The sequence below is a fragment of the Bradyrhizobium sp. MOS002 genome, from assembly GCF_003020115.1.
GTDB lineage: Bacteria > Pseudomonadota > Alphaproteobacteria > Rhizobiales > Xanthobacteraceae > Bradyrhizobium.
In genome coordinates, this window is the sequence record NZ_PYFX01000005.1 from 97,468 (window position 1) to 121,866 (window position 24,399).

Genomic DNA, 24,399 nt, shown 5'->3' on the forward strand with positions numbered 1-24,399 from the left:
GCAGGCCTTATCGTCGTCCCGGCGAAGGCCGGGACCCATACCGCGAGGTCTATCGATCGCTGACGGTTCTAATCCCGAACAACCAATCTTCGCCACACATCTCCCTGGGGGTATGGGTCCCGGCCTTCGCCGGGACGACAATGAGTATGTGTGCCTGCTCGGCTCTCTGCATCCGCCTGCTGCGCATGATTGGCCGTTCGCACGCCGTGGACCGCATCCTCGCCGGATGCCCCCCGAAACTGTCGGGTACTTCACATTTGAAAGAATCCTGTTGCGCTAGGCTCGCAGTCGTCTACCTCTCGGAGGGGAATATTCACGAGCGAGTGTCACGGCGTGACAGATCCAGCAATTGGCTTCACTCCGTCGACCGGGCTCAATCCGGCCCTCAAGCGTGCGCTAACTGATATATTGGGCGGGAGCGCCGCCAGCGTCCTGACCGTCACGTTCGGACTGTCCTACTCGCTGCTGATCTTCGCGGGGCCGTTGTCGCCCTATCTGTCCTACGGCATCACCGCAACTTTCGTCAGCTCCGCGGTGCTTGCGGCCGTCGTCGGGCTCGGCAGTTCCCTGCCCTTTGCAATTGCAGCCCCCGACAGCTCGACCGCCGCGGTGACGGGTATCCTGGCGGCCTCGGTGGTCGAACGCATCGAGACGGCGAACCTGTCGGCGCCGTTGCTGTCACCGATCCTGATCACGCTCGGCCTGTCGACGATGCTGACAGGATTGGTGCTGTGTGGACTGGGCCTGACGCGGCTTGGCCGCGCCATCCGCTACGTGCCTTATCCGGTCGTCGGCGGCTTCCTCGGCGCAACCGGACTTCTCATTGTCATGGGTGCAGTCCGGGTGATCACCGACCACCCGCTGCAATTCGCGACGCTGCCGCACTTCGCCGACCGCACCATCCTGCTGGAGCTGGGTGCCGCCTGCGCGATGGCGCTGGTGCTGTATCTCACCTGGCACCGCTCGCGCAGCCCGTTCGGACTGCCGATCATCCTGGTCGGCGGCGTGCTCACCGCGCATCTGGCGTTCTGGGTCACCGGCGTTTCCTTCGATGACGCGCGCACGTTGGGCTGGACGTTTCAGTCCCCGCCGCAAGCGGTCTTCATGCTGCCCTGGCATACCGACGATCTCGGCCGCTATCCCTGGTTTGCCATACCGGACCTGCTTGGCAACGTCGTCGCCGTCATCTTCGTCACGGCCTCCAGCACGCTGTTCAACACCACCGGCATCGAGGTGGCCACGCATCGCGAAGCCAATCTGGAGTGTGAGCTGAACGTCACCGGCGCCGCCAATATCCTGACCGGCATGCTGGGCGGCTACCCCGGCTGCAGCTCGACGAGCCGCTCGATGCTCAATTTCAGCAGCGGCGGCCGTGGGCGCCTGTCCGGGCTCACCGCCGCGGCGCTGTCGCTGCTGGTGCTCGCCGTCGCGCCCGACCTGCTCGGCTTCATCCCCAAATTCGTGCTCGGCGGCCTGTTGCTCTATCTCGGCGCCGATCAGCTGCACAAATGGATCATCGAGTCGCGCAAGCGGCTGTCGAAGCTGGAATATTTGTCGCTGATCGCCATCATCGCGATCATCGTCGCCTGGGGTTTCGTGCCGGGCATCCTGATCGGCATCATCATCGGCTGCACGACGTTTGCGTTCAGCGCCGCGCGGGTCGAGTCGATCAAGTACAGTTTCGACGGCTCGGAGTACCGCTCCTCGCTCGACCGCTCGCGCGACGACCAGGACGTGCTTCTGGCCCATGGCGGCAAGATCCGCGGCCTCAATCTCCAGAGCTATCTGTTCTTCGGCTCCGCCAACCGGCTTTACCAGCACGTCAAGCAGCTGCTGCAGGAACGCCCCGAATGCCGCTATCTGCTGTTCGACTTCAAGCTCGTCACCGGCGTCGATTCATCGGCCGCCTATAGCTTCGCCCAGATCAAGCGCAGCGCCGGCGAACTCGGCGTCGAGCTGATCCTGGTGCATCTGTCGGCTGCGGCCGAGAAGGTGCTGCGCTCCAGCGACTTCGTCGGCGAGGGCGTCACCATCATCCCCGAGCTCGATCGCGCGCTGGAATGGTGCGAGAACGAGCTCATCTCGCAGCATCAGGAGCTGGCGCAGGAAGAAGCCAGCCTGCGCGACTGGTTCACGCGAATGCTCGGCAGCGAGGACGGCGCCGACGAGTTGATCCGCCGCTGCCAGCGCATCGAGGTCGAAGCCGGCGAGGTCATCGTGCAGGCCGGCGACCCTGCCGATTCCATGCATTTCATCCTCGACGGACGCGTCGGCATCATGATTCCGGCCGACGACGACCGCACCACGCGCGTGCGCAGCCTCGGCCGTTACACCACGATCGGCGAGATGGGGCTGGTGTCACAGACACCGCGCAGCGCGACGATCCAGGCCGAAGTCGACAGCGTGCTCTACGTGCTGAATACGCACCAGTTCGACGCCATCAAGACCGAGGATCCCGCGCTCAGCCACAAGCTGCTGACTTATTTCGTGTCGGTGATGGCGGAGCGGCTGACGTTTGCAAACCGGACGATCGCGGTGCTGAGGCGGTAGCCGAGCCCGGGCTACGCCACTTCTACTTCCTCTCCGAGGACCAGGGAAAGCTCACATACTGGTCGCGCGTGTCGTAGCAGATGTTCCCGTACATCCGGAGATAGGCATCGCGCCGCGCGGGATCATTGAACACGGCTGCTGGATTCTCCAGATCGGCCTCATAGCGAGCGATGTTGGCCGCGGTCAACGCGCTCGGAAGAATGTCCATGGCTTGGGGAATGCTCTTGCCGTCGAGCCAGTCTGCAGCATGCTGGCCCATCGCGTAGCCGAACACCGAAGACGCCAGACTGATACTGATCTTGTAGGGGCCGCCCTTCTTCATTTCATCGACGGCCTCGGCTTCCCCATCGATTCCGCCAAAGAACTGGTGCGGCCGAACTTTCCCCGCTTCCCTGACCGCCTGCAGAGCGCCAAGAACGACCGTGTCGGCGCCCAGCACGACGTCGATATCCGGATGCGCCAACAGGATCGTCTGCATCATCCTGTATCCACCTTCCTTGTTCACCGTCGGCGGCGAAATGTCTGCCACGACGTCGACGCCGGGAAGGTCTTTCAGAGCATCTCGCATCGCTGCAAATCGAGGAGCGAGAAATTGCAGGCTGTCATGCGTGAGCAGGACAACATTGGCTTTGCCATCCAGTTTCGTTCGTATGTAGTTCGACGCCGCGTCGCCGAGCGTCTTGCCGGTGAGATATTGCGGCGCGTTCAGCAGCGATGTCGCGGGCGGCGGCACCACCGCGCCGACATAGGCGCCTTGCCAGATCATCGTCCGCAAGGCCGGCGCCAGCGATACGGGATCGACCGGCGCGACGACGAGACCCCCCGCCACCGCGGATCGGAAGCCCTCGACCTGTTCGATCATCTTTCTTGCGTCGTTATTTGCAATGGACACCGAAAAGCCAAGGCCGCGGTCCTTTGCGGCCATCGCAAGCCCTCGCGCAATGCCTTTGACGAATTCGCGCTCGTTGTCTTGTGCAAAGGCAAGAGACTTGTTCAACGATGGAGGAGGATTGCACCTGGCTGCGTTGCGATCGAACGGACCGAAAACGCGAGGTACGGTGATCCCGGCCGGTCCTTCCTCTGCCGATACACTCGCGTTACACGTGATGGCCGTGCAAGCGATGAGGGCCACCAGCCAAGTCGGGGCGCCAGGCTTCATGCGGATACGCCATCTTCAAGGGAGGGAAGAGCCAGTTCACGCGGCAAGACTATCCGGAAAGTCGTACCCTTATCCAGTTCGGAGGTTGCGGTAACATCGCCGCCGAGGTTTCTCACAACAGTCCTCGCATAAGCAAGCCCAACACCCTCGCCGGCCTGGTCCTGCTTGCCAACCCGGCGAAACAGCTCGAATATGCGACCCAGATCTTGCGGCGCGATGCCGCGCCCGTTGTCAGCGACCTCGATCGCGACTTGATCGCCAGGCAGCGTCATGCTGCTCACCTTAAGCAGGAGCGGCCGCTCCTTCGCACGATACTTGACCGCATTGTCGAACAGATTGCCGATCACCTGCTCCAGTGACAGCCGGTCGGTCACGATCGACCGAACTTCAAATTTTGTATCGATCCTTCCATCCGCCTCCGAAATCTGATGCTGGATCGCGGATGCGCTTGAGACAATGGTGCGCTCAAGGTCGACGGATTCCGGTCTTGGGTCGCGGCGACCGTCCCGCGACAGCAGGAGCACGGCATTCAGGAGCGTCTCCATCTTGGATGCTGACTTGCGAATATAGCCGATGGCTTCGGGCATATCCTCATTGGTGATCTTCTTTGCGTGCTGCAAATCCGCGTCGTCCGCCGCTATCGTCTGTTCGAAATACTGCGCGAGATCCTTCGCGCCTTCAGAAATCTCCTCGGAAAAGCCCACAATGCTGATCAGCGGGGCGCGAATATCGTGGGATACGAGATGTGTGAAACGCTGCATCTCTTCGTTGGCTCTCGCGAGAGCTTCCGTCCGTCGCTTGACTCGGCCCTCCAGCGACACGTTGAGCGCGGCGACCTCGTCGCGCGCTTGCGTCAGCTCTCTGGTGTAACGCAGCAGCGTCGCGGATACAGCGCCGACGACCAACACAATCAATAGCGACGCTACAATTGAAGCAAATCGCAAGTTCGCCGCGTTCGCCCTCTGCTGGACGACACCCAAGGTCAGTCGATTGTCCATGGCCCGAACGATGCCTGCGACGAAGAGGTTGATTTCGTCCATCAAAGCCTTGCCGCGGTTTGTGTTCGTGATGGCGAGCGCTTCCTCGTCCTTTCGATCGTTCTTCAGCTCGATCGTCTTGTCCATTTCGGCGAATTTATCGACAACGAGGATACCTAGTCGCTGCAGCACCGCGCCAAACTGCGGATCGTCGCCGAGATTTCGCTTCAGGCTATCGATCTGACGATTTGCAGAGGTCTTCGCGGCGGCGTAGGGCGACAGATAAATTTCGTTGCCGGTCAGTAACAATCCTCGCTGACTTGCTTCCGCCGATTGCACCGCGCTGCGAAGCTCGACAGCGGCAACGCGCACATCCCGCAGTTGAACGACTTGATCGAAATGCTCGTTGGCACGATCGCCGAGCCAGACGGTCATGCCGACAACCGCGAGCAGGGCGACCAGACCGACCACAAGCAAAACAAGCGAGAGCGGCACGATGAGGCGGTTCGCAATATACATGTTGTGCCAATCCAGCCGGTACACCGGCAAATTCAATTGGATCACAAGACCTTAAGGAGGAAGCAACATCAAGGGCCAGCCTCGCGGTTCCATGCGGGAGGCGGGGCCAGCACCGTCGAATTGCGGCCGCGGCACGCCGGTGTCCCGGCCGTGTGACGGCCGTGGATTGCGATCGGGCAGGCTCAGCCGTCCGACAAGAGGCAGGATTTTCCCTGCCAGGGAGTACTCACACCCCCGCCATCATCACGTATTTGATCTCGACATATTCTTCCATGCCGTGATGCGACCCTTCGCGGCCCAGGCCGCTTTCCTTGACGCCGCCGAAGGGGGCGACTTCGGTGGTGATCAGGCCGGTGTTGACGCCGACCATGCCCGACTCCAGCGCCTCGGCGACTCGCCAGACGCGGCCGAGATCGCGGGAGTAGAAGTATGAGGCGAGCCCGAACGGCGAGGCGTTGCACATCGCGATGACGTCGGCCTCGTCCTTGAAGCGGATCACCGGCGCGAGCGGGCCGAAGGTTTCCTCCTGCGCCACCAGCGAGTCCGGCTTGACGTCGGCAAGGACGGTCGGCTCGAAGAACGAGCGCCCGAGCTCGCTGCGCTTGCCACCGGTGACGACCTTGGCGCCGCGCTTGACGGCATCGGCGATGTGGCGCTCGACCTTGTCGACCGCCTTCAGATTGATCAGCGGGCCCTGCGTGACGCCGGTTTCCGTGCCGTCGCCGACCTTCATCGCCGCGACCTTCTTCGACAGCTTCTGCACAAATTCGTCGTAGATCTTGTCCTGGGCGTAGAGGCGGTTGGCGCAGACGCAGGTCTGGCCCATGTTGCGGTATTTCGAGACGATCGCGCCTTCGACCGCCGCGTCGATATCGGCGTCGTCGAACACCACGAACGGCGCGTTGCCGCCGAGCTCGAGGCCGAGCCGCTTCACGCCGACGGAGGCCTGCCGGTAGAGAATTTTGCCGACCGCGGTCGAGCCGGTGAAGCCGACGAAACGCACAGCCGGATGCTCGCACAGCACCTTGCCGATCGGCGCTGCATCGCCGGTGATGATGTTGAGCACGCCCTTGGGGATGCCGGCCTTCTCGGCGAGCACGGCCAGCGCCAAGGCCGAGAGTGGCGTCTCGTTGGCGGGCTTCAGCACCACGGTGCAGCCCGCGGCCAGCGCCGGCGAGACCTTTCGGGTGATCATCGAGTTCGGGAAATTCCACGGTGTGATGGCGCCGCAGACGCCGATCGGCTGCTTGATCGCAAGCAGGCGTGCGTCGGGCCGCTGGGTCGGGATGGTCTCGCCATAGACGCGGCGGGCTTCCTCGGCGAAAAACTCGATATAGGCGGCGCCGATGTCGACCTCGCCGAGCGCTTCGGCAAGCGGCTTGCCCTGTTCGGAGGTGAGGATCAGCGCGAGGTCCTCGCGATTGGCGATGATCAGCTCGAACCATTTGCGCAAAATATTGGAGCGCTGCTTGGCGGTGTGCTTGGCCCAGGCCGGAAAGGCGCGCTCGGCGGCCTCGACCGCCTTGGTGGCGTCATCGGCGGAGAGCTGCGGAACCTTTGCAAGCTCGACGCCACTCGCGGGATTGTTGACGGGGAAGACCGGCGAGCCGACCCAGGCGCCGTCAATGTAGCAGGCCTCCTTCAGAAGCGACGGGTCCTTCAACCGGTCGCGCAGATTGGACGTGGCGTGCTGAGCACGTGCGGTGGCGGTCGGGGTCATGGCGTTGCTCCCAGAGGGCTTTTCGGGTTCGCTCGGAATATAGAGAGAAGCGGCGCGCAATGCACCGTCCCGCAACGCACATCTGCTGGGAGCCAGGCTCGGAGCGGCGGAGTTACGCCGCGCCGCTCAGATAGGTCTCGCGCCGCCCGATCATGCGCTCGGCGGCCGCCTTGGCGTCGGCCTTCGAGGAGGTCGCACAGGTCCGGTATTCGAGATCAGGGACGTCGGAGGCGTTGCGGCGGCCGAACCAGGACTTCGAGCCGACCGGCAGCAGCGCCAGCGCCTGCGCCAGATTGTCGACCGCGCCAAACGAATAGAGCGCGCCGGTGCCGGCGATGCGGACCTCGTAGATACCGGGCGCGATCGGCGCCTCGAGATTCTCGCCCCGTCCGGGACGGGGATAGCGCTTCCATTCGCTCCAGGTCGAAATCATCTGAGGTCCCCCTTCGCGGCCGGTGGGCGGCCGCGAATTTGCATCAAGTCTTAACGTTGGCCGCCGATCGGCCGAGAGCTGAACGCCGCAGCTCACAAAATGTTTCAAGTGCTTCAAACAGTCGAAACGCCAGCACCATCCACAGTCCCGGCCGGTTGCGGCCATCCACCGCAGATTGTGACGGAGCGTTGCAGTTCAGCCGCCTTGTCGTCGTGCGCGGGGAGCCGACCGTCAAGTCACGACATCGCGACCGCGGCAGGTGCGTGGATGTGCTTGCCGCGCGGCGCACGCGGGAGGACAATCGATCGCTTCCAACAATAATCAAACCGGAGGAAAACGCGTATGCAAGGCAAAGCTGAGATCGACGAGATTCTGCGCCAGAAGAGCGAGGCCGGAGAGATTCCCGGCGTCGTCGCGATCGCCGCCAGCGGTACCGACGTGCTGTATCAGGGCGCGTTCGGCAAGCGCGACCTGTCCAAGCCGGATGCGATGACCGCCGACAGCGTGTTCTGGATCGCATCGATGACGAAGGCGGTGACATCAGCCGGCGCGATGCAGCTGGTCGAGCAGGGCAAGCTGTCGTTGGATGCGCCGATCGGCGAGGTGTTGCCCGATCTCGCCAAGCCGCAGGTGCTCGAAGGTTTCGATGCCAAGGGCGAGGCCAAGCTGCGGCCGGCCAAGGGGCCGATCACGCTGCGCCAGCTCATGACCCATACTGCCGGCTTCTGCTACAACATGTGGAACGGCGATCTCGCGGTCTATCTGGACAAGAACGGCATCCCTGCCATCACCACCTGCCAGAACGCGGCGTTGAAGACGCCGATCATGACCGACCCCGGCACGCGCTGGGAATACGGAACCAATATCGATTTCGTCGGCAAGGCCGTGGAAGCCGTCAGCGGCAAGCGCCTCGATGCCTATCTGCGCGACAACCTGTTCGCACCGCTCGGCATGAGCGATACCGCTTTCAAGATCACCGCCGACATGCGCAAGCGCCTGGTCGGCATGCATGCGCGCGGCGAGGACGGCCAGCTCGCCGCGATCCCGTTCGAGCTCGAGCAGGAGCCGGAATTCCACATGGGTGGCGGCGGCCTTTATTCGACCGCGGCCGACTATATCAGGTTCACCCAGATGATCTTGAACAAGGGACGCGGCAACGGCAATCAGGTGCTGAAGGCCGAGACCGTCGCGACGATGGGGCAGAACCACATCGGCGACCTCGCCATGGGCAAGCTGACCACGGCGGCGCCGATGTATACCAACGACGTCGATCTCTATCCGGAGCAGGTGAAGAAGTGGGGCCTCAGCTTCATGATCAACACCGCCAAGACCGCCGAGGGGCGCAGCGCGGGCAGCCTCGCCTGGGCGGGCCTCGCCAACACCTATTACTGGATCGACCCGGCGCGCGACGTCACCGGCGTGATCCTGATGCAACTGCTGCCATTCGCCGATGCAAAGTGCCTCGAGACTTTTGCCGGCTTCGAGCGCGGCGTCTATGCCGGGCTCGATGCCGGCAGCGGGCAGAAGGCGGCCTGAGGCGCGCCTGACTCTCGCGACGCGTCACGGCCGGGCTTGTTGTCCCGGCCGTCCACGCACCAGACTGGAGGACACGATCTTGGCAGACAAAGCCGACAGTTACGTTTGCGGCATCTCCGACACGCCGCTGCTCGGCGACACGATCGGGCGCAGCCTCGATCAGGCCGCGCGGCGCTGGGGCGATCGCGAGGCGCTGGTCTCGCCCAGCCACGGCGTGAGATGGACATGGAAGGAGTTTGCCGAACGGGTCGATGCGCTCGCCTCCGGCTTTGTCGCGCTCGGCCTCGAACGCGGCGCACGGATCGGCATCTGGTCGCTGAACCGGCCGGAATGGACGCTGACCCAGTTCGCCGCCGCCAAGGCCGGTCTCATCCTGGTGACGATCAATCCGGCCTACCGGCTCAGCGAGCTGGAATTCGCGCTGCACAAGGTCGGATGCAGCGCCATCGTCACCGCGACGGCGTTCAAGACCAGCAACTACATGGACATGCTCAACACGCTGTTGCCGGAGCTCGCGAGCGCCAAGCCCGGGCAATTGCGCGCCGCGCGGCTGCCGGCGTTGCGCATCGTGATCCAGATCGGCGGCCCCGCCTGCCCGGGCACGATTCCGTTCGACGAGGTCGCCGGCATCGGTGGAACCCTGCATCGCGAGCAGCTCGCCGCGCTCGGTGCCTCCCTGCAATTCGACGATGCCGTCAACATCCAGTTCACCAGCGGAACGACGGGATCGCCCAAGGGCGTGACGCTGACCCACCACAACATACTCAACAACGGCTATTTCGTCGGCCGCGCCATGCGCCTGACCGAACAGGACCGCATCTGCATTCCGGTGCCGCTCTATCATTGCTTCGGCATGGTGATGGGCAACCTCGCCTCCGTCACGCTCGGCGCAACGATGGTCTATCCCGGCGAGGGGTTTGATCCGCTCGCGACGCTGCGGACGATCGAACAGGAAAAATGCACCGCGCTGTACGGTGTGCCGACGATGTTCATCGCCGAACTAGACCACGGCGAATTCTCAAACTTCGATCTGACGTCGCTGCGCACCGGCATCATGGCCGGTGCACCCTGCCCCATCGAGGTGATGAAGCGCGTCAACAGCGAGATGAACATGGGCGAGGTCACGATCGCCTATGGCATGACCGAGACGAGCCCGGTCAGCTTCCAGAGCGCCGTCGACGATCCGCTCGATCGCCGCGTCTCGACGGTCGGGCGAATCCATCCGCATGTCGAGGTCAAGGTCGTCGACCTCGACGGCAGGATCGTCAAGCGCGGCGAACGGGGCGAGCTCTGCACCCGCGGCTACAGCGTGATGCTGGGCTACTGGGAGGAGACGGAGAAGACCGCGGATGTACTCGACGCCAACGGCTGGATGCATACCGGCGACATCGCCATCATCGACGACCAGGGTTATTGCAACATCGTCGGCCGCATCAAGGACATGGTGATCCGCGGCGGCGAGAACCTCTATCCGCGCGAGATCGAGGAATTTCTCTACCGTCACCCCAAGATTCAGGACGTGCAGATCTTTGGCGTTGCAGATACCCGCTACGGCGAGGAGCTCTGCGCCTGGATCCGCGTCAGGTCCGGCGAGACGCTGACGATGGAAGAGGTGCGCGCGTTCTGCGACGGCCAGATCGCCCACAATAAGATCCCGCGTTATGTGGAATTCGTCGACGAGTTTCCGATGACCGTGACCGGGAAGATCCAGAAATTCCTGATGCGCGACGACGTGGAGCAACGGCTTGGGTTGAAAGCCGCGAAGACTGCGTGAGTCGCATCTGTCATTCCCCGCGAAGGCGGGGAATCCAGTACGCCGCGGCTTCTCCGTACCCCACTAACGGCTCTGGAATACTGGGTCACCCGGTCAAGCCGGGTGACGACAGCGGAGAGTGCCGCTCGCAATGACGGCGAGAGAGCCCCGCGTTACACCGTCAGCCCGCGCTGCCCGGCGAGCTCCTTCAGCGACACAAGCGGACGCGCGCCGATGTGCTGGATCACTTCGGCGGCCGCGAGCGCGCCGAGCTCGCCGCACTGCTTGTACGCAAGGTTGCGCGACAGGCCGAACAGGAAGCCGGCAGCGAAGAGGTCGCCGGCGCCGGTGGTGTCGACCAGCCGGGCAATGGGGGATGCAGGCGCGGCGACGGCGTCTTCCACTGACACCACCATGCAGCCCTTTTCGCTGCGGGTGACCACGCCGAGATTGACGTCGTTGCGCAGCTGCTTCAGCGCGGTGTCGAAATCCGAGGTCTGGTAGAGCGAATGCAGCTCGGACTCGTTGGCGAACACGATATCGACGGTGCCGTTGCGCATCAGCCCCAGGAACTCGTCGCGATAACGATCGACGCAGAAGGAATCCGACAACGTCAGCGCCACCTTGCGCTTGGCATCATGGGCGATCTTGGCCGCCTTGACGAAGGCGTCCTTGGCGTTCTTGGGGTCCCAGAGATAGCCCTCGAGGTAGACGATGCCGGCCGCAGCGATCTCGGCCGGGTCGATGTCGGCGGGCGAAAGGTCCTGCGCGGCGCCGAGATAGGTGTTCATGGTGCGCTCGCCGTCATCGGTCACCAGGATGTAGGAGCAGCCGGTCGCAGGGCCGTCCTTCGCCGCGGGCGTGTTGAAGGCGACGCCGGCGGCGCGGATGTCGTGGACGTAGAGCTTGCCGATCTGGTCGTCCTTGACCTTGCCGACATAGGCGGCGCGCGCCCCGAGACTGCCGATGCCGACGATGGTGTTGGCAGCCGAACCGCCGGAAACTTCCGTCGCCGGGCCCATGTCCTTGTAAATGGCGGCGGCCCGCGCCTCGTCGATCAGGGACATGCTGCCCTTGGTCATGCCGTGCTTGCCCAGAAAGGCTTCGTCGGTCTTGACCAGTATGTCGAACAGCGCGTTGCCGATGCCGAGAACGTCATATTTCACGTCAGCCATTCACCTTGATCCTGTTTGGCGGATTGCGATACCCGCGAAAATCCGCTTCCTGTCGGTCTGAAATCTGGCTCGCGGCCTATCACGACCGGCCCTTCGCGGGCAAGCAACGGTATTATGCAGTTCCGATGATCCGCTCCTTCCTGACCGTCTCGACGGGGACACTGGCTTCACGGCTGCTGGGCTTTGCACGCGATTCCCTGATCGCGGCGCTGCTCGGCACCGGCGCCGTGGCGGACGCGTTTCTGGCGGCATTTCAGCTCGTCAACGTGGTGCGGCGTCTGCTCAGCGAGGGGGCCCTGAATGCGGCGTTGATCCCGGCCTGGCTGCGCGTTCGTGACCGCGATGGCGAGGCGGCTGCGGCGGCGTTCGCGGGACGCGTGCTGGGTACGGTCAGCGCGGGCCTGATCGCAATCTCGATCGCGATTGCACTTCTGATGCCGCTGATCATCATGATCATCGCGCCAGGCTTCGTCGGCAGCGCATCGCTCGATCTCGCCGTCCAGAATGCGCGACTGATGCTGCCTTATCTTGCCTTCGCGGGACCCGTCACGGTGCTGATGGGCCTGCTCAACGCGCAGGGGCGCTTTGCACTCACCGCGTTCTCGCCGCTGCTGTTCAACATCGCCCTGATCGCCGCGATCGCAGTACTGCTGCTGTGGCACGCCGATGCAACCGTCGCTGCGTGGATGCTGGGGGCCACCGTTGGCATCGCCGGTTTGTTGCAGCTCCTGATGCTGCTGTCGCAGCGAAGTGCGCGTCTTGCGACCCCGCTGCGTGTGAGCTTCGACAAGGACATGCGCGGCTTCTTCGCCAAGGCGATCCCGGGCATGATCGCGAGCTCCGGCCCGCAATGGCTGATGGTGGCCGGCGCGATCATCGCCTCAGCCACGCCCGCCGCGGTCTCCTGGCTCTATTTCGCCAATCGCCTGATCGAGCTGCCGCTTGGTATTGTCGGCGTCGCCATGGGCACGGTGCTGGTGCCGGAGCTGACGCGCGCGGTGAGGAGCGGCGACCGTGACGCGGTCGCGCATGCGGAATCGCGCGCGCTGGAACTCGCAACCGGGCTGGCACTGCCGGCGACGCTCGGCCTGATCGTGCTGGCCGAACCGATCGTGCGGCTGCTGTTCGAACATGGCGCCTTTGGCGCGGAGGACAGCGCGGCCACGGCGCGCGCCCTGATGTGGCTGGCGCTGGGCCTGCCGGCTCATGTGCTGATCAAGGCGCTGTCGCCGGCCTATTTTGCCCGCAGCGACACGATGACGCCGCTGCTGGCGACCGTCAAAGGGTTCGTGGTCGCGGTCGCGCTCGCAGTCCTGCTCGGTCACTTCTTCGGCGCAAGCGGGATCGCTGCCAGCATTGCCGCCGGCGCCTGGAGCAGTGCGATCTCGCTGCTTCGGAAAGGCACGCGTGAATTCGGCTTCTCGGTCGACGTCGCGGCCCGCAATCGGCTGCCGCGAATCGTGCTCGCCGCGGTCGCCATGGGCGGCCTGCTGTGGCTGACCGCAGGCCTCTTGCCTTCGGACGCCCATGAGCTCATCCGCTTCATTGCGCTGGGGTCACAGATCGCCGCCGGAATCGTCGTCTATGGCTTGCTCCTGCAATTCCTCCGCGTCGCGTCCTGGCGCGAGGCGGCCGTTGCCTTGAAGCGCCCCTCCCAGGCCGATCCCGGCGACCGAGTTTAACGAAATACCCTTGACGGGGCAGCGCCGCTGTTGGAAACGACGCCCCGTATCTTGCAGGAAAGCTGCCATGGCATTCGTTGAACGGGTTTTTTCGGGCGTCCAGCCGACGGGCAATCTGCACCTCGGCAATTATCTCGGCGCGATCGTCAACTTCGTGAAGATGCAGGAAACCCACAACTGCATCTATTGCGTCGTCGACATGCACGCGATCACGCAGGGCGTGGACGTCTGGGGCGGACCGGTCGAGCTCGCGCGCAACACCCGCGAGGTGACCGCGGCGTTCATCGCCAGCGGCATCGATCCGAGCAAGCACATCGTGTTCAACCAGAGCCAGGTCTCGGGCCACGCCGAGCTCGCCTGGATCTTCAACTGCGTCGCGCGCATGGGCTGGCTGGGCCGCATGACCCAGTTCAAGGAGAAGGCCGGCAAGGACCGCGAGAACGCGTCCGTCGGGCTGTTCGACTATCCGGTGCTGATGGCGGCCGACATTCTGCTTTACCGCGCCACCCATGTACCGGTCGGCGAGGACCAGAAGCAGCATCTCGAGCTCTCGCGCGACATCGCGCAGAAGTTCAACAACGACTTCGCTGACTCGATCCGCAGCCAGGGCGCCAATGACGGGCTGTTCTTTCCGTTGCCGGAACCCTTGATCACGGGCCCGGCGACGCGCGTGATGAGCTTGCGCGATGGCACCAAGAAGATGTCGAAATCGGACGCGTCGGACAATTCGCGCATCAATTTGACCGACGACGCCGACACCATCGCGCAGAAAGTCCGCAAGGCCAAGACCGACCCGGAGCCGTTGCCGACCGAAGAGAAGGGTCTGGAAGCGCGCCCCGAGGCCGACAATCTCGTTGGTATCTTCGCCGCCCTCTCCGGCCGCTCCAAGGCCGACGTGCTCAGGGATTTCGGCGGCGGCCAGTTCTCCAGCTTCAAGAACGCACTGGTGGATTTGTGCGTCACTAAACTCGCGCCGATCGCCGGCGAGATGAAGCGCCTCGTCGCCGACCCCGGCCATATCGACGCGATCCTGAACGACGGCGCCGACCGGGCGCGTGCGATCGCCGACGAGACCATGAAGCTCTCGAAGGACATCGTCGGCTTCATCCGCCGGCGCTAAAGCGCGCTCGCGAAACGCGGCCGACGCCGCGGCGCCGGCCGCTTCTCCTCTCCCCAAGCAGGACAGAGTGTGGCAGCATGTCAGCCGTGCACACGCCGGGACATGCATGACCAGCAAGCGACTTTGCTTCGAGCCGGGTCACAAGCCCAAATGCCTCGTCATCGTCGACGACACCGCCGAATGGGATCGCGCGGTTTATTACGCCAGCCGCTGGGCGATCCGCGCCGGCGGCGGCGTGGTGATGCTCCGCATCATCGAGCCCGAGCAGCAGAGCCAGGAATGGCTGGGGGTCGCCGACATCATGCGCGCCGAAGCGCAGGAAGCGGCCGAGGCCGCACTCGACCGTGCCGCCGGCCGCGCCAACGGCATCGCCGCGATCACGCCGGAACGGGTGATCCGCGAGGGCGCCGCAATGGAACAGCTGCTCGCGGTGATCGACGAGGACCCCGACATCGCCATGCTGGTGCTCGCCGCGAATCCGGGCGCGGAGGGACCGGGGCCATTGGTCTCGCTGCTCGCACACGCGCTGGGCACGTTCCCGGTGCCGGTGACGGTCATTTCCGGCGCGTTGAGCGACCAAAGCGTGGATTCGCTGTCGTAGGCTGCTGCTCTGCACCTCGCCCCGTTGGCCGGGGGGAGGGAGAAGCGGGCACCCTAACCCGCTGATATAACAGGTGAACGGCCAGCTCACCCCTTGACCGTGCGTTCGCCGTCGCCATCTGCTAGTGGATAGAGCACGCGCCGGCCTTGAACCGGCGACGTCTGGAGAAAACCATGTTCATTCAAACCGAAGCCACTCCCAATCCCGCCACGCTGAAGTTCATTCCCGGCCGCGTCGTGGTCGATGGCGGTCCGATGGAATTTGTGAACCGCGAATCGGCCGCACGCTCGCCGCTCGCCGAAAAGCTGTTCGAGGTCCCCGGCGTCACCGGCGTATTCTACGGATCGGATTTCATCACCGTGACCAAGGCGAACGGTGAATGGCAACAGCTCAAGCCCGCGATCCTCGGCGCCATCATGGAGCACTACATGTCCGGCGCGCCGCTGCTCGCCGACGGTGCCGCCGCGAGCGATGTCGATCTCGACGACGAGGACGAATTCTTCGACGAGGCCGATGCCGAGACGGTCGACATGATCAAGGATCTGATCGAGACCCGCGTGCGGCCGGCGGTCGCCAATGACGGCGGCGACATCACTTTCCGCGGCTTCAAGGACGGTATCGTCTATCTCAACATGAAGGGCTCCTGCGCCGGCTGCCCGTCATCGACCGCAACGCTCCAGCACGGTATCCAGAACCTGCTCAAGCACTTCGTCCCCGACGTGGTCGAAGTCCGGCCGATGTAGGCTGGGGGCCGCAAAGGCGTGGATGGCCGGGACAAGCCCGGCCATGACGGCGAGCATTCCATGACGGATGGTGCTACGATCGTTCCATGCTGATCCTTGCCATCGATACCGCGCTGGAAGCGTGCGCGGTTGCCGTTCTCGACACCGATTCCGGCCAGCTCCTCGCACAGGAGCAGCTTCTGATGAAGCGCGGCCACGCCGAAGCGCTGATGCCGATGATCGCGCGCGTGATGCTATCCGCAAATCTCGCCTTCACCGCGCTCGACCGCATCGCGGTCACCATGGGCCCCGGAAGTTTCACCGGCCTGCGGGTCGGCATTTCGGCGGCCCGCGGCCTCGCGCTTGCTGCGAAGCGGCCCGCCGTCGGTTTGACCACCTTGTCGGCCTATGCTGCCGCCGTCGTCGGCCAGAGCGGAGCGGCGCCGGTGATCTCGGCGATCGATGCGCGGCATGACCACGTCTACTTCCAGATCGTGGCGGGTGACGGCAGCCAGCTGGTGCGGCCGGGGGTCGCTCCCATCGATGAGGCGATCGCGGCTTCGCAATTCGGCACGCCGCATCTGGTCGGCAATGCCGCGAAGATCCTCGCCGAGCGCTGGCCGAAAGATATGCCGCAGCCGGTCGCGGTCGACGCGCAGCCCGCTCCCGACATCGGCTGGGTCGCATGGCTTGGCGCCGCCGCCGATCCCGCGACAAATCCGGCGCGGCCGTTCTATCTGCGGGCGCCCGACGCAAAGCCGCCCGCGCAACCGCCGCTTGCAGCACAAGCCGCAATCTCATGATGAGATGGTTGTCGGAATGGTGGCGCGGCGGCCCGGCCGTCGTCGAGCCGGCTGTCGCGCGCGACGTCACACGGCTCGCGCAGCTCCACGGCGCCTCGTTCGCGCGCGGCTGGGGCGAAAGCGAGTTCGAGAGCATGCTCAGCGAGCGCAACACGCTGGTGCACCGGTTGCGCCTCGGCCGCAACACCGTGGGCTTCGCGGTGTCGCGGATCGGCGCGGACGAAGCGGAGATCCTCTCGATCGCGGTCGACCAGGCCCATCGCGGCCGCGGCCTCTCACGCACGCTGCTGATGACCCATCTCGGCCACCTGGCAGGACGCGGCGTGCGCACAATATTTCTCGAGGTCGAGGAAAATAACCAGCCGGCGCGGCGACTCTACGACCGAACCGGATTCATGGTGGTCGGACGCCGCGAACGCTACTATAAGCAGCCAAACGGGGAACAATTGAACGCACTTCTGATGCGACGTGACTTGTCGTAACATTGATGGCAGAAAGCGCCCCGTCAGGCGGACATCACATGACTGGTCTTAAACCTTCCCCCGCTTCCAAGGCGTCCGGCATCGAGGCACGCTGTGCCGCCACCGGCATGCGCATGACCGAGCAGCGCCGTGTCATCGCCCGCGTGCTCGCGGAGGCGGTCGATCATCCCGATGTCGAGGAACTGTACCGCCGCTGTGTCGCCGTCGACGACAAGATCTCGATCTCGACCGTGTATCGTACCGTCAAACTGTTCGAGGACGCGGGCATCATCGAGCGCCATGATTTCCGCGAAGGCCGCGCGCGCTACGAGCAGATGCGCGACAGCCATCACGACCACCTCATCAACCTGCGCGACGGCAAGGTGATCGAGTTCACCTCCGAGGAGATCGAGAAGCTCCAGGCGGAGATCGCCCGCAAGCTTGGTTACAAGCTGGTCGATCATCGGCTCGAACTCTATTGCGTCCCGCTCGACGACGACAAACCCACAACTTAAGTGCCCATCGATCTCGTCATCTTCGATTGCGACGGCGTGCTCGTGGACAGCGAGGTGATCTCCTGTCGCGCGCATGCTGATGTGCTGTCCAGACACGGCTATCCGATCACATCGGAGCAGGTGCTGGTCCGCTTCCTCGGCGTATCCGAGAAAGACGCACGGCAAATGGTCGAACGGGAGATCGGCCGCAATCTTCCCGACGATCTCGAGAGCCAAGTGAATGCGGCGACGCTGCAATTTTATGCCAGCGATTTGCAGCCGATCACCCATGTGGCCGCAGCGATCGGCGCAATCGGTTTGCCCAAATGCGTTGCGTCGAGCGGCACGCCGGAGAAAATTCATCATGGCCTGACCTGCGCTGGTCTCTACGATCTGCTCGCGCCGAATATCTTTTCCGCGAGCCAGGTCGCACGCGGCAAACCCGCGCCCGATCTTTTTCTGTTCGCCGCCGCGCAGATGAAAGTCGCGCCGGAGCGGTGCCTCGTGATCGAGGACAGCGTCCCAGGCGTGACCGGCGCGCATGCCGCCGGGATGACCGTGCTGGGCTTTCACGGCGGCAGCCATTGCCCGCCGGGCCACGCTGAAAAACTACGGTCCGCCGGGGCAGGATTGACGTTCGACGATATGCGGCAACTGCCGGAATTGGTCCGGCGGGCCGCGGCGGAGACCCTGGCGGGTTGAATCTCTCCTCTCGGCGTCATTCCAGGGCGATGCGCCAGCATCGAACCCGGAATCTCGTGCCAAAACCTCTGGATTCCGGGTTCGCGACTGCATCGCGCCTCGGAATGACGACCGAAAGGACCCCCAATCGCTGGATTTCCGCGGCCCCAGCCTATATCTGAGGGCGGTCCTCCCACCTCAATTCCGGGTTCCATGACGCCGCCGCGCAAGCTGCACATCAAATCATATGGCTGCCAGATGAACGTCTACGATGCTCAGCGCATGGTGGACACGCTGGCTCCGGAAGGATTCGTTGAGACGGCCAGCGCTGATGACGCCGACCTCGTCATCCTCAACACCTGCCACATCCGCGAGAAGGCCTCGGAAAAGGTCTATTCGGAGCTCGGTCGCCTGCGTGTCGCCAAGGACGCAGCCGCGCGTGATGGGCGCACCATGCAGATCGCGGTCGCGGGCTGCGTGGCACAGGCCGAGGGCGAGGAGATCGTGCGCCGCGCACCCGCGGTCGACGTCGTGGTGGGCCCGCAGAGCTATCATCATTTGCCGCAGCTGTTGAAGCGCGCCGGCAGTGAAGGCCGCGCCATCGAGACCGAATTCCCGGCTCAGGACAAGTTCGGCTTCCTCGCTCAGCCCAAGCCCGGCGCGATCCGCGCCCGCGGCATTTCCGCTTTCGTCACGGTGCAGGAAGGCTGCGACAAGTTCTGCACCTTCTGCGTCGTGCCTTACACGCGTGGTTCGGAAGTCTCGCGGCCGGTGGCAAAGATCGTCGATGACGTGAAACGGCTCACCGAGAACGGCGTGCGCGAGCTCACGCTGATTGGACAGAACGTCAATGCCTATCACGGCGAGGGGCCGGACGGAAAAAGCTGGCCGCTCGGCAGGCTGTTGGAACACCTCGCGGCGCTCCCGGGCGTCGCGCGGCTGCGCTATTCGACCAGCCATCCCCGCGATGTCGACGACAGTTTGATTGCAGCCCATCGCGATCTCGATGCCTTGATGCCGTTCGTGCACCTGCCGGTGCAGTCGGGCTCGGACCCGATTCTGGCCGCCATGAACCGGAAACATACCGCCGATGATTATCGGCGTGTCGTCGACCGTTTCCGGTCCGCGCGCCAAGACATTGCTTTTTCATCAGATTTTATCGTGGGCTTCCCGGGCGAGAGCGAGCAAGATTTTCTCGCCACCCTCGCGCTTGTCACGCAAATCGGCTACGCTGCGGCGTATTCGTTCAAATACTCCGCCCGGCCGGGAACGCCGGCCGCGGACATGCAGGAGACGGTGTCCCCCTCCGAGATGGACCAGCGATTGGAGCGGCTCCAGGAACTGATCGACAGCCAGCAATCGGCCTTCAACAAGGCTGCGATTGGCTCAACGGTCGATGTGCTGTTCGAGCGTCCGGCCCGCAAGGAGGGCCAGATCGTCGGTCGCACCGCGTTCCTCCAGCCCGCGCATGTGATGGCCTCGGCCGACATCATCGGACAGATCCTGCCGGTCCGGATCGACAGCCTCGAACGCTACAGCTTCCTCGGTGAGCTCGCCCTGGCGCACGAGCCCGCTTTATCGTCCATCGCCACTGGAGCCTGAACCCTTGCCCAAAAGCGCATCGGATTCTTCTTCTATCGCTCCCAGCCGCAAATTTGACCGCGAGATGCAGGTTCCGCCCGAGACCCAGGTCGTCATCGACTTCGACGACAACCGCGCCGCGTCCGCGCTGGTCGGCCCTTACGGCCAGCATCTGGCGCAGATCGAACGGCGGCTCGGCGTCGTCGTCGATTCCAAGGGCAACCACATCACGATCGGCGGCTCGCGCGACGGCTGCGATGCCGCACGCCGCGTGCTGGAGACGCTCTACGCCCAGGCCGTGAAGGGACAGGATCTCGACCAGGGCGAGGTCGAGGGCGCGATCCGTGCCGTGATCGCTCAGGGCTCGCTGTTCGAGTTCGACGCCAAGTCGGCCAAATCCACCTTCGACAGCATCAATTTGCGCAAGCGCCCGGTGCGCGCGCGCACGGCGGCGCAGGATTCCTACATCCGCGCGCTGAAGCGCCACGAGCTGGTGTTCGGCATCGGACCCGCCGGCACCGGCAAGACCTGGCTCGCGGTCGCGCATGCCGCGCAACTGTTCGAGCGCAAGGAAGTCGACAAGATCATCCTGTCCCGCCCGGCGGTGGAAGCCGGCGAGCGGCTCGGCTTTTTGCCCGGCGATCTCCGCGAGAAGGTCGATCCTTACCTTCGCCCGATCTACGACGCTCTCTATGACCTGATGGACGCGCGCATTGTCGAGCGCGCGCTGCAGACCGGCGAGATCGAGATCGCGCCACTCGCCTTCATGCGCGGTCGCACGCTGACCAACGCGGCCATCATCCTGGACGAGGCGCAGAACACCACATCGATGCAGATGAAGATGTTTTTGACCCGTCTCGGCGAGAACAGCCGCATGATCGTCACCGGCGATCCCTCGCAGATCGACTTGCCGAACGGCCAGACCTCGGGCCTCGCCGAGGCGACCCGCCTGCTGAGCGGCGTCGAAGGCATTGCGCAAGTTCATTTCAAGGCCGAAGACGTGATCCGCCACGAGCTCGTGGCGCGGATCGTCTCCGCCTACGAAGGGGCGCCGCAGCGGCCGGCCGCCGGTAAATCCTGACGAGACAGCAACCGGACCATATGGGCGCGGACACGGCGCCCCTTCGTTCCGAACAAGGACAATGTCACACCCCAACCTTCCCATCACCGAGGTCCTCGTCGTCGCCGATTGCTGGCAGCGGGAGCCCGAATCCGAAGCCGTGATCCAGCGCGCCGTGGCGGCCGCCGCCGAGAATGTCGACGAAGACGTTGCGGAGGCGGAAGTGGCGGTGATGCTGACCGATGATGCCGGCATCCGTACCCTGAACAGCAACTGGCGCGGCATCGACAAGCCGACCAACGTGCTGTCGTTTCCCGCGCTGCAGCCGGAAGGCGACTGGAAGCCGGGCGATGCGCCGCGCATGCTCGGCGATATCGCGATCGCCTACGAGACCATGCGGCGTGAAGCGGACGAGGAACAAAAGCCGTTCGATCATCATTTGAGCCATCTCGCCGTGCACGGCTTCCTGCACCTGGTCGGCTACGACCACGAAAACGAAGACGACGCCGAGGAAATGGAAGCGCTCGAACGAGAGATCCTGGCTCATCTCGGCATTCCCGACCCCTATGCCGACCGCCCGGGGACGCATTGAGATGCCGGATTCGGACCCGATTCACGACAATCCGCGCAACACGGCCAATTTACCGGTCGTGGTGACCTCAGGCGAGGTGCTGCGTCCGACCGCCGACGGCTGGCTGCTGCGCGCCATCCGGACGTTGTTCGGCTGGAAGGCGGGTTCGGTGCGCGACGACCTCCAGGTCGTGCTCGACGCCACGACGCCCGACGACACCGGCTTCTCGACGGTCGAGCGCACCATGCTGCGCAACATCCTCGGCCTGCATGAGCGTCGCATCGCCGACGTCATGGTGCATCGCGCCGACATCATCGCGGTGAAGCGCGACATCCCGCTCGGCGAGTTGATGGACCGCTTCGAGAGCGCCGGCCATTCGCGCCTTGTGGTCTACAACGAGACGCTCGACGATCCCGTCGGCATCGTCCATATCCGCGACCTGCTCGCCTACATGACCGCGCGTGCGCGCGTGTCGGGGGTCACGAAAACCAAGCGCAAGAAACCGCTGCCGGCCGGGCTTGATCTGCGTACGGTCGATCTCGCGCTGCCGCTCGAAGAAGCGCGCATCATCCGCAAGCTGCTCTACGTCCCGCCGTCGATGCGGGCGATCGACCTGCTCGCGCAGATGCAGGCCACCCGCATCCATCTGGCTCTGGTGGTCGACGAATATGGCGGCAGCGACGGGCTGGTCTCGCTCGAGGACATCGTCGAGCAGATCGTCGGCGAGATCGACGACGAGCATGACAGCGACGAGCCGCCCTCGATCGTACGGCTGCCCGACAACGCCTTCATTGCCGACGCCCGCGCCAGCCTCGACGACGTCCGCACCGTGATCGGCGAGGACTTCGTCACCGGGGAGGCCGGCGAGGAAGTGGAGACGCTGGGCGGCTATCTCGTCAGCTTCGTCGGGCGCCTGCCGGTGCGCGGCGAGGTGATCTCGGGCCCCGGCCATTACGAGATCGAGGTGCTCGATGCCGATCCCCGCCGGGTCAAGCGACTGCGGATCTCGACGCGAAAGGAGCGTCCCGCGCCGCGCACCCAGCGCGAGAGCCGGCGCCGCGAGACTGCGCCGGATGGCAGCCAGCCGACGGCCAGCGACACGCCCACCCCGCCGCCAAGCGACGGGACCGGTCCGCAGTGAGCCCGTTCCAGCGATTTCGCCAGATCGCGCTTGCCATCATCCTGACCTGGGGATGGAAGCGCGCGCTCGTCGCGATGGCTGCCGGTGCGCTCTCGGTGCTGGCGCTGGCGCCGTTCAACGCCTTCCCGGTGCTGTTCATCACCTTCCCGGTGCTGGTCTGGCTGATCGACGGCGCTGGCGCCGGACGATATGGCGGCGTCCCCGCCGCGGCGCTGACCGGCTACTGGTTCGGGCTCGGCTATTTCGTGCCCGGCCTCTACTGGATCGGCTACGCCTTCTTCGTCGACGCCGACGTATTCGCCTGGCTGACGCCGTTCGCCGTGCTGGGCCTGCCGGCCTATCTTTCCATATTCACGGCAATGGGCTTTGCGCTCGCCCGCCTGCTCTGGACCAAGAACGCGACGCGCGTGCTTGCGCTCGCGGCAAGCCTCACCATTACCGAATGGCTGCGCGGTCATGCGCTGACCGGCTTTCCCTGGAACGCGTTCGGTTATGCGCTGTCCGAGCCGCTGCCGCTGGCACAAACGGCGTCGCTGATCGGCCTCTGGGGCATGACGTTCCTGACGGTCGCGATCTTCGCGAGCCCCGCGGCGCTGATCGACCGCACGCCCGATCGCCGCCTGGCGTGGCGCGCGCCGGCCGCAGCCGTGGCGCTCCTGCTCGTCATGGGCATCTTCGGCGCGATCCGCCTGTCGCTGCATCCGACCACGATGGTCGCGGGCACCAAATTGCGCCTGATGCAGCCGGATCTCCAGCAAGACGCAAAATTCAACTACGCCGCCAAGGCGGAGGTGATGAAGAAATATCTGGCCTTGTCGGATCGCGCCTCCGGGCCGCAATCGACCGGCGTGCGCGATGCGACCATCCTGATCTGGCCGGAATCCGCCTTTCCGTTCTTCCTGACTCGCGAAGCCGACGCGATGGCGCAAATCGCGGAGCTTCTGCCCAAGGGCACGGTGCTGATCACGGGCTCGGTCCGCGCGCCCGACCTGCCGCGGGGCACGCCGATCACCCGCGCCTACAATTCGATCTACGTGATCGACCACGACGCCAGCGTGCTCGCAGTCTACGACAAGCTGCATTTGGTACCGTTCGGCGAATTTCTTCCCTATCAGGGGCTGATGGAGAAGCTCGGTTTCGAGCAACTCACGCGTGTGCGCGGTGGCTTCATTCCCGGCACCGTGCGGCACGCGCTGCCGGTCCCCGGCGCGCCGTCCGCGCTGCCGCTGATCTGCTACGAAGCAATCTTTCCCGGCGAGGTGGCTGGACGCAATGAACGTCCGGGCTGGATCGTGAATCTCACCAATGACGGCTGGTTCGGAATCTCGACCGGCCCCTATCAACACCTGGAACAGGCGCGGATGCGCGCGATCGAGCTCGGATTGCCGCTGGTTCGCTCCGCCAATACCGGCGTTTCCGCGGTGATCGATCCGGTGGGGCGCATCGTCGCCAGTCTCGGTCTCGGGATCGAAGGCATTTTGGATGCAAATCTGCCCGCCGCGATCCCGCCAACCATCTATGCGCGCGTGGGCGATGTACCCGCGGCCATGCTCGTCGCGCTCGCCGTGTTTCTTGCAGTCCGCCGACGTGTTGCCAAACGGCACCCCTGATCACGCAGCTGCGGCCGATAACTTTTGACAACCGTAGTCCCACGGTTGAC

The 24,399-nt window shown here is 64.5% G+C and carries 21 protein-coding genes; 16 read left to right on the forward strand and 5 right to left on the reverse strand.

Annotated elements, in window-relative coordinates:
* The first annotated feature begins 333 nt into the window (after positions 1-333).
* Positions 334-2,550: an SLC26A/SulP transporter family protein gene (locus C7G41_RS17655; RefSeq protein ID WP_106943781.1), complete on the forward strand. Its 2,217-nt coding sequence runs from the start codon at positions 334-336 to the stop codon at positions 2,548-2,550.
* A gap of 22 nt (positions 2,551-2,572) precedes the next feature.
* Here C7G41_RS17655 and C7G41_RS17660 read toward each other — a convergent pair whose 3' ends face one another.
* From C7G41_RS17660 to C7G41_RS17675, 4 genes are all read right to left on the reverse strand, one after another.
* Positions 2,573-3,709, reverse strand: a complete 1,137-nt coding sequence (locus C7G41_RS17660) for a sugar ABC transporter substrate-binding protein (protein ID WP_106943782.1) — start codon at positions 3,707-3,709, stop codon at positions 2,573-2,575.
* On the reverse strand, positions 3,706-5,205 hold the full coding sequence (locus tag C7G41_RS17665; protein WP_106943783.1) for an ATP-binding protein: 1,500 nt from the start codon (positions 5,203-5,205) through the stop codon (positions 3,706-3,708). Before C7G41_RS17665 ends, C7G41_RS17660 begins: the two co-directional genes overlap by 4 nt.
* Positions 5,206-5,431: 226 nt before the next feature.
* On the reverse strand, positions 5,432-6,925 hold the full coding sequence (locus C7G41_RS17670; protein ID WP_106943784.1) for an NAD-dependent succinate-semialdehyde dehydrogenase: 1,494 nt from the start codon (positions 6,923-6,925) through the stop codon (positions 5,432-5,434).
* 112 nt (positions 6,926-7,037) lie between these two features.
* On the reverse strand, positions 7,038-7,358 hold the full coding sequence (locus tag C7G41_RS17675; RefSeq protein ID WP_007603877.1) for a hypothetical protein: 321 nt from the start codon (positions 7,356-7,358) through the stop codon (positions 7,038-7,040).
* Positions 7,359-7,700: 342 nt separating this feature from the next.
* Here C7G41_RS17675 and C7G41_RS17680 point away from each other — a divergent pair, with 342 nt between their 5' ends.
* Positions 7,701-8,894, forward strand: a complete 1,194-nt coding sequence (locus C7G41_RS17680) for a serine hydrolase (RefSeq protein ID WP_106943785.1) — start codon at positions 7,701-7,703, stop codon at positions 8,892-8,894.
* Positions 8,895-8,973: 79 nt separating this feature from the next.
* Positions 8,974-10,668, forward strand: coding sequence for an AMP-binding protein (locus C7G41_RS17685; RefSeq protein WP_106943786.1), 1,695 nt, complete (start codon positions 8,974-8,976; stop codon positions 10,666-10,668).
* 152 nt (positions 10,669-10,820) lie between these two features.
* Here C7G41_RS17685 and C7G41_RS17690 read toward each other — a convergent pair whose 3' ends face one another.
* Positions 10,821-11,822 carry an adenosine kinase gene (locus tag C7G41_RS17690; protein ID WP_106943787.1) on the reverse strand — a complete coding sequence of 334 codons (1,002 nt, stop codon included), beginning with the start codon at positions 11,820-11,822 and terminating at the stop codon, positions 10,821-10,823.
* A 125-nt stretch (positions 11,823-11,947) separates the two neighbouring features.
* Between C7G41_RS17690 and murJ the strand changes: the two genes are divergently transcribed.
* From murJ to lnt, 13 genes are all read left to right on the forward strand, one after another.
* Positions 11,948-13,504 carry a murein biosynthesis integral membrane protein MurJ gene (gene murJ / locus C7G41_RS17695; protein WP_106943788.1) on the forward strand — a complete coding sequence of 519 codons (1,557 nt, stop codon included), beginning with the start codon at positions 11,948-11,950 and terminating at the stop codon, positions 13,502-13,504.
* A gap of 67 nt (positions 13,505-13,571) precedes the next feature.
* On the forward strand, positions 13,572-14,624 hold the full coding sequence (gene trpS / locus C7G41_RS17700; protein WP_106943789.1) for a tryptophan--tRNA ligase: 1,053 nt from the start codon (positions 13,572-13,574) through the stop codon (positions 14,622-14,624).
* A gap of 106 nt (positions 14,625-14,730) precedes the next feature.
* Positions 14,731-15,225: a universal stress protein gene (locus tag C7G41_RS17705; RefSeq protein ID WP_007598307.1), complete on the forward strand. Its 495-nt coding sequence runs from the start codon at positions 14,731-14,733 to the stop codon at positions 15,223-15,225.
* A gap of 173 nt (positions 15,226-15,398) precedes the next feature.
* On the forward strand, positions 15,399-15,968 hold the full coding sequence (locus C7G41_RS17710; RefSeq protein WP_106943791.1) for a NifU family protein: 570 nt from the start codon (positions 15,399-15,401) through the stop codon (positions 15,966-15,968).
* Between the two features lie 86 nt (positions 15,969-16,054).
* Positions 16,055-16,750, forward strand: coding sequence for a tRNA (adenosine(37)-N6)-threonylcarbamoyltransferase complex dimerization subunit type 1 TsaB (tsaB, locus tag C7G41_RS17715; protein ID WP_106943792.1), 696 nt, complete (start codon positions 16,055-16,057; stop codon positions 16,748-16,750).
* Positions 16,747-17,232 (forward strand): ribosomal protein S18-alanine N-acetyltransferase, encoded by a 486-nt coding sequence (rimI, locus tag C7G41_RS17720; RefSeq protein ID WP_106943793.1) that lies wholly within the window; start codon positions 16,747-16,749, stop codon positions 17,230-17,232. Before tsaB ends, rimI begins: the two co-directional genes overlap by 4 nt.
* A gap of 38 nt (positions 17,233-17,270) precedes the next feature.
* Positions 17,271-17,726: a Fur family transcriptional regulator gene (locus C7G41_RS17725; RefSeq protein WP_106943794.1), complete on the forward strand. Its 456-nt coding sequence runs from the start codon at positions 17,271-17,273 to the stop codon at positions 17,724-17,726.
* Complete coding sequence (locus tag C7G41_RS17730) at positions 17,727-18,407, forward strand: HAD family hydrolase (protein WP_106943795.1); 681 nt, start codon at positions 17,727-17,729, stop codon at positions 18,405-18,407.
* Between the two features lie 192 nt (positions 18,408-18,599).
* On the forward strand, positions 18,600-19,988 hold the full coding sequence (miaB, locus tag C7G41_RS17735; RefSeq protein WP_106943796.1) for a tRNA (N6-isopentenyl adenosine(37)-C2)-methylthiotransferase MiaB: 1,389 nt from the start codon (positions 18,600-18,602) through the stop codon (positions 19,986-19,988).
* A gap of 64 nt (positions 19,989-20,052) precedes the next feature.
* On the forward strand, positions 20,053-21,048 hold the full coding sequence (locus C7G41_RS17740) for a PhoH family protein (RefSeq protein ID WP_106943797.1): 996 nt from the start codon (positions 20,053-20,055) through the stop codon (positions 21,046-21,048).
* A gap of 61 nt (positions 21,049-21,109) precedes the next feature.
* Positions 21,110-21,619: an rRNA maturation RNase YbeY gene (ybeY, locus tag C7G41_RS17745; RefSeq protein ID WP_018455806.1), complete on the forward strand. Its 510-nt coding sequence runs from the start codon at positions 21,110-21,112 to the stop codon at positions 21,617-21,619.
* Position 21,620: 1 nt separating this feature from the next.
* Positions 21,621-22,739, forward strand: coding sequence for a hemolysin family protein (locus tag C7G41_RS17750; RefSeq protein WP_245446572.1), 1,119 nt, complete (start codon positions 21,621-21,623; stop codon positions 22,737-22,739).
* On the forward strand, positions 22,736-24,349 hold the full coding sequence (gene lnt / locus C7G41_RS17755) for an apolipoprotein N-acyltransferase (RefSeq protein ID WP_106943799.1): 1,614 nt from the start codon (positions 22,736-22,738) through the stop codon (positions 24,347-24,349). Before C7G41_RS17750 ends, lnt begins: the two co-directional genes overlap by 4 nt.
* Positions 24,350-24,399 lie beyond the last annotated feature (50 nt).

What these genes read in the sequence shown, in the direction of transcription:
- C7G41_RS17660 (WP_106943782.1), bottom strand. Translation starts at nt 3,709, where the DNA reads ATGAAGCCTGGCGCCCCGACTTGGCTGGTGGCCCTCATCGCTTGCACG.
- C7G41_RS17665 (WP_106943783.1), bottom strand. Translation starts at nt 5,205, where the DNA reads ATGTATATTGCGAACCGCCTCATCGTGCCGCTCTCGCTTGTTTTGCTT.
- C7G41_RS17670 (WP_106943784.1), bottom strand. Translation starts at nt 6,925, where the DNA reads ATGACCCCGACCGCCACCGCACGTGCTCAGCACGCCACGTCCAATCTG.
- C7G41_RS17675 (WP_007603877.1), bottom strand. Translation starts at nt 7,358, where the DNA reads ATGATTTCGACCTGGAGCGAATGGAAGCGCTATCCCCGTCCCGGACGG.
- C7G41_RS17680 (WP_106943785.1), top strand. Translation starts at nt 7,701, where the DNA reads ATGCAAGGCAAAGCTGAGATCGACGAGATTCTGCGCCAGAAGAGCGAG.
- C7G41_RS17690 (WP_106943787.1), bottom strand. Translation starts at nt 11,822, where the DNA reads ATGGCTGACGTGAAATATGACGTTCTCGGCATCGGCAACGCGCTGTTC.
- murJ (WP_106943788.1), top strand. Translation starts at nt 11,948, where the DNA reads ATGATCCGCTCCTTCCTGACCGTCTCGACGGGGACACTGGCTTCACGG.
- trpS (WP_106943789.1), top strand. Translation starts at nt 13,572, where the DNA reads ATGGCATTCGTTGAACGGGTTTTTTCGGGCGTCCAGCCGACGGGCAAT.
- C7G41_RS17705 (WP_007598307.1), top strand. Translation starts at nt 14,731, where the DNA reads ATGACCAGCAAGCGACTTTGCTTCGAGCCGGGTCACAAGCCCAAATGC.
- C7G41_RS17710 (WP_106943791.1), top strand. Translation starts at nt 15,399, where the DNA reads ATGTTCATTCAAACCGAAGCCACTCCCAATCCCGCCACGCTGAAGTTC.
- tsaB (WP_106943792.1), top strand. Translation starts at nt 16,055, where the DNA reads ATGCTGATCCTTGCCATCGATACCGCGCTGGAAGCGTGCGCGGTTGCC.
- rimI (WP_106943793.1), top strand. Translation starts at nt 16,747, where the DNA reads ATGATGAGATGGTTGTCGGAATGGTGGCGCGGCGGCCCGGCCGTCGTC.
- C7G41_RS17725 (WP_106943794.1), top strand. Translation starts at nt 17,271, where the DNA reads ATGACTGGTCTTAAACCTTCCCCCGCTTCCAAGGCGTCCGGCATCGAG.
- miaB (WP_106943796.1), top strand. Translation starts at nt 18,600, where the DNA reads ATGACGCCGCCGCGCAAGCTGCACATCAAATCATATGGCTGCCAGATG.
- C7G41_RS17740 (WP_106943797.1), top strand. Translation starts at nt 20,053, where the DNA reads ATGCAGGTTCCGCCCGAGACCCAGGTCGTCATCGACTTCGACGACAAC.
- ybeY (WP_018455806.1), top strand. Translation starts at nt 21,110, where the DNA reads ATGTCACACCCCAACCTTCCCATCACCGAGGTCCTCGTCGTCGCCGAT.
- C7G41_RS17750 (WP_245446572.1), top strand. Translation starts at nt 21,621, where the DNA reads ATGCCGGATTCGGACCCGATTCACGACAATCCGCGCAACACGGCCAAT.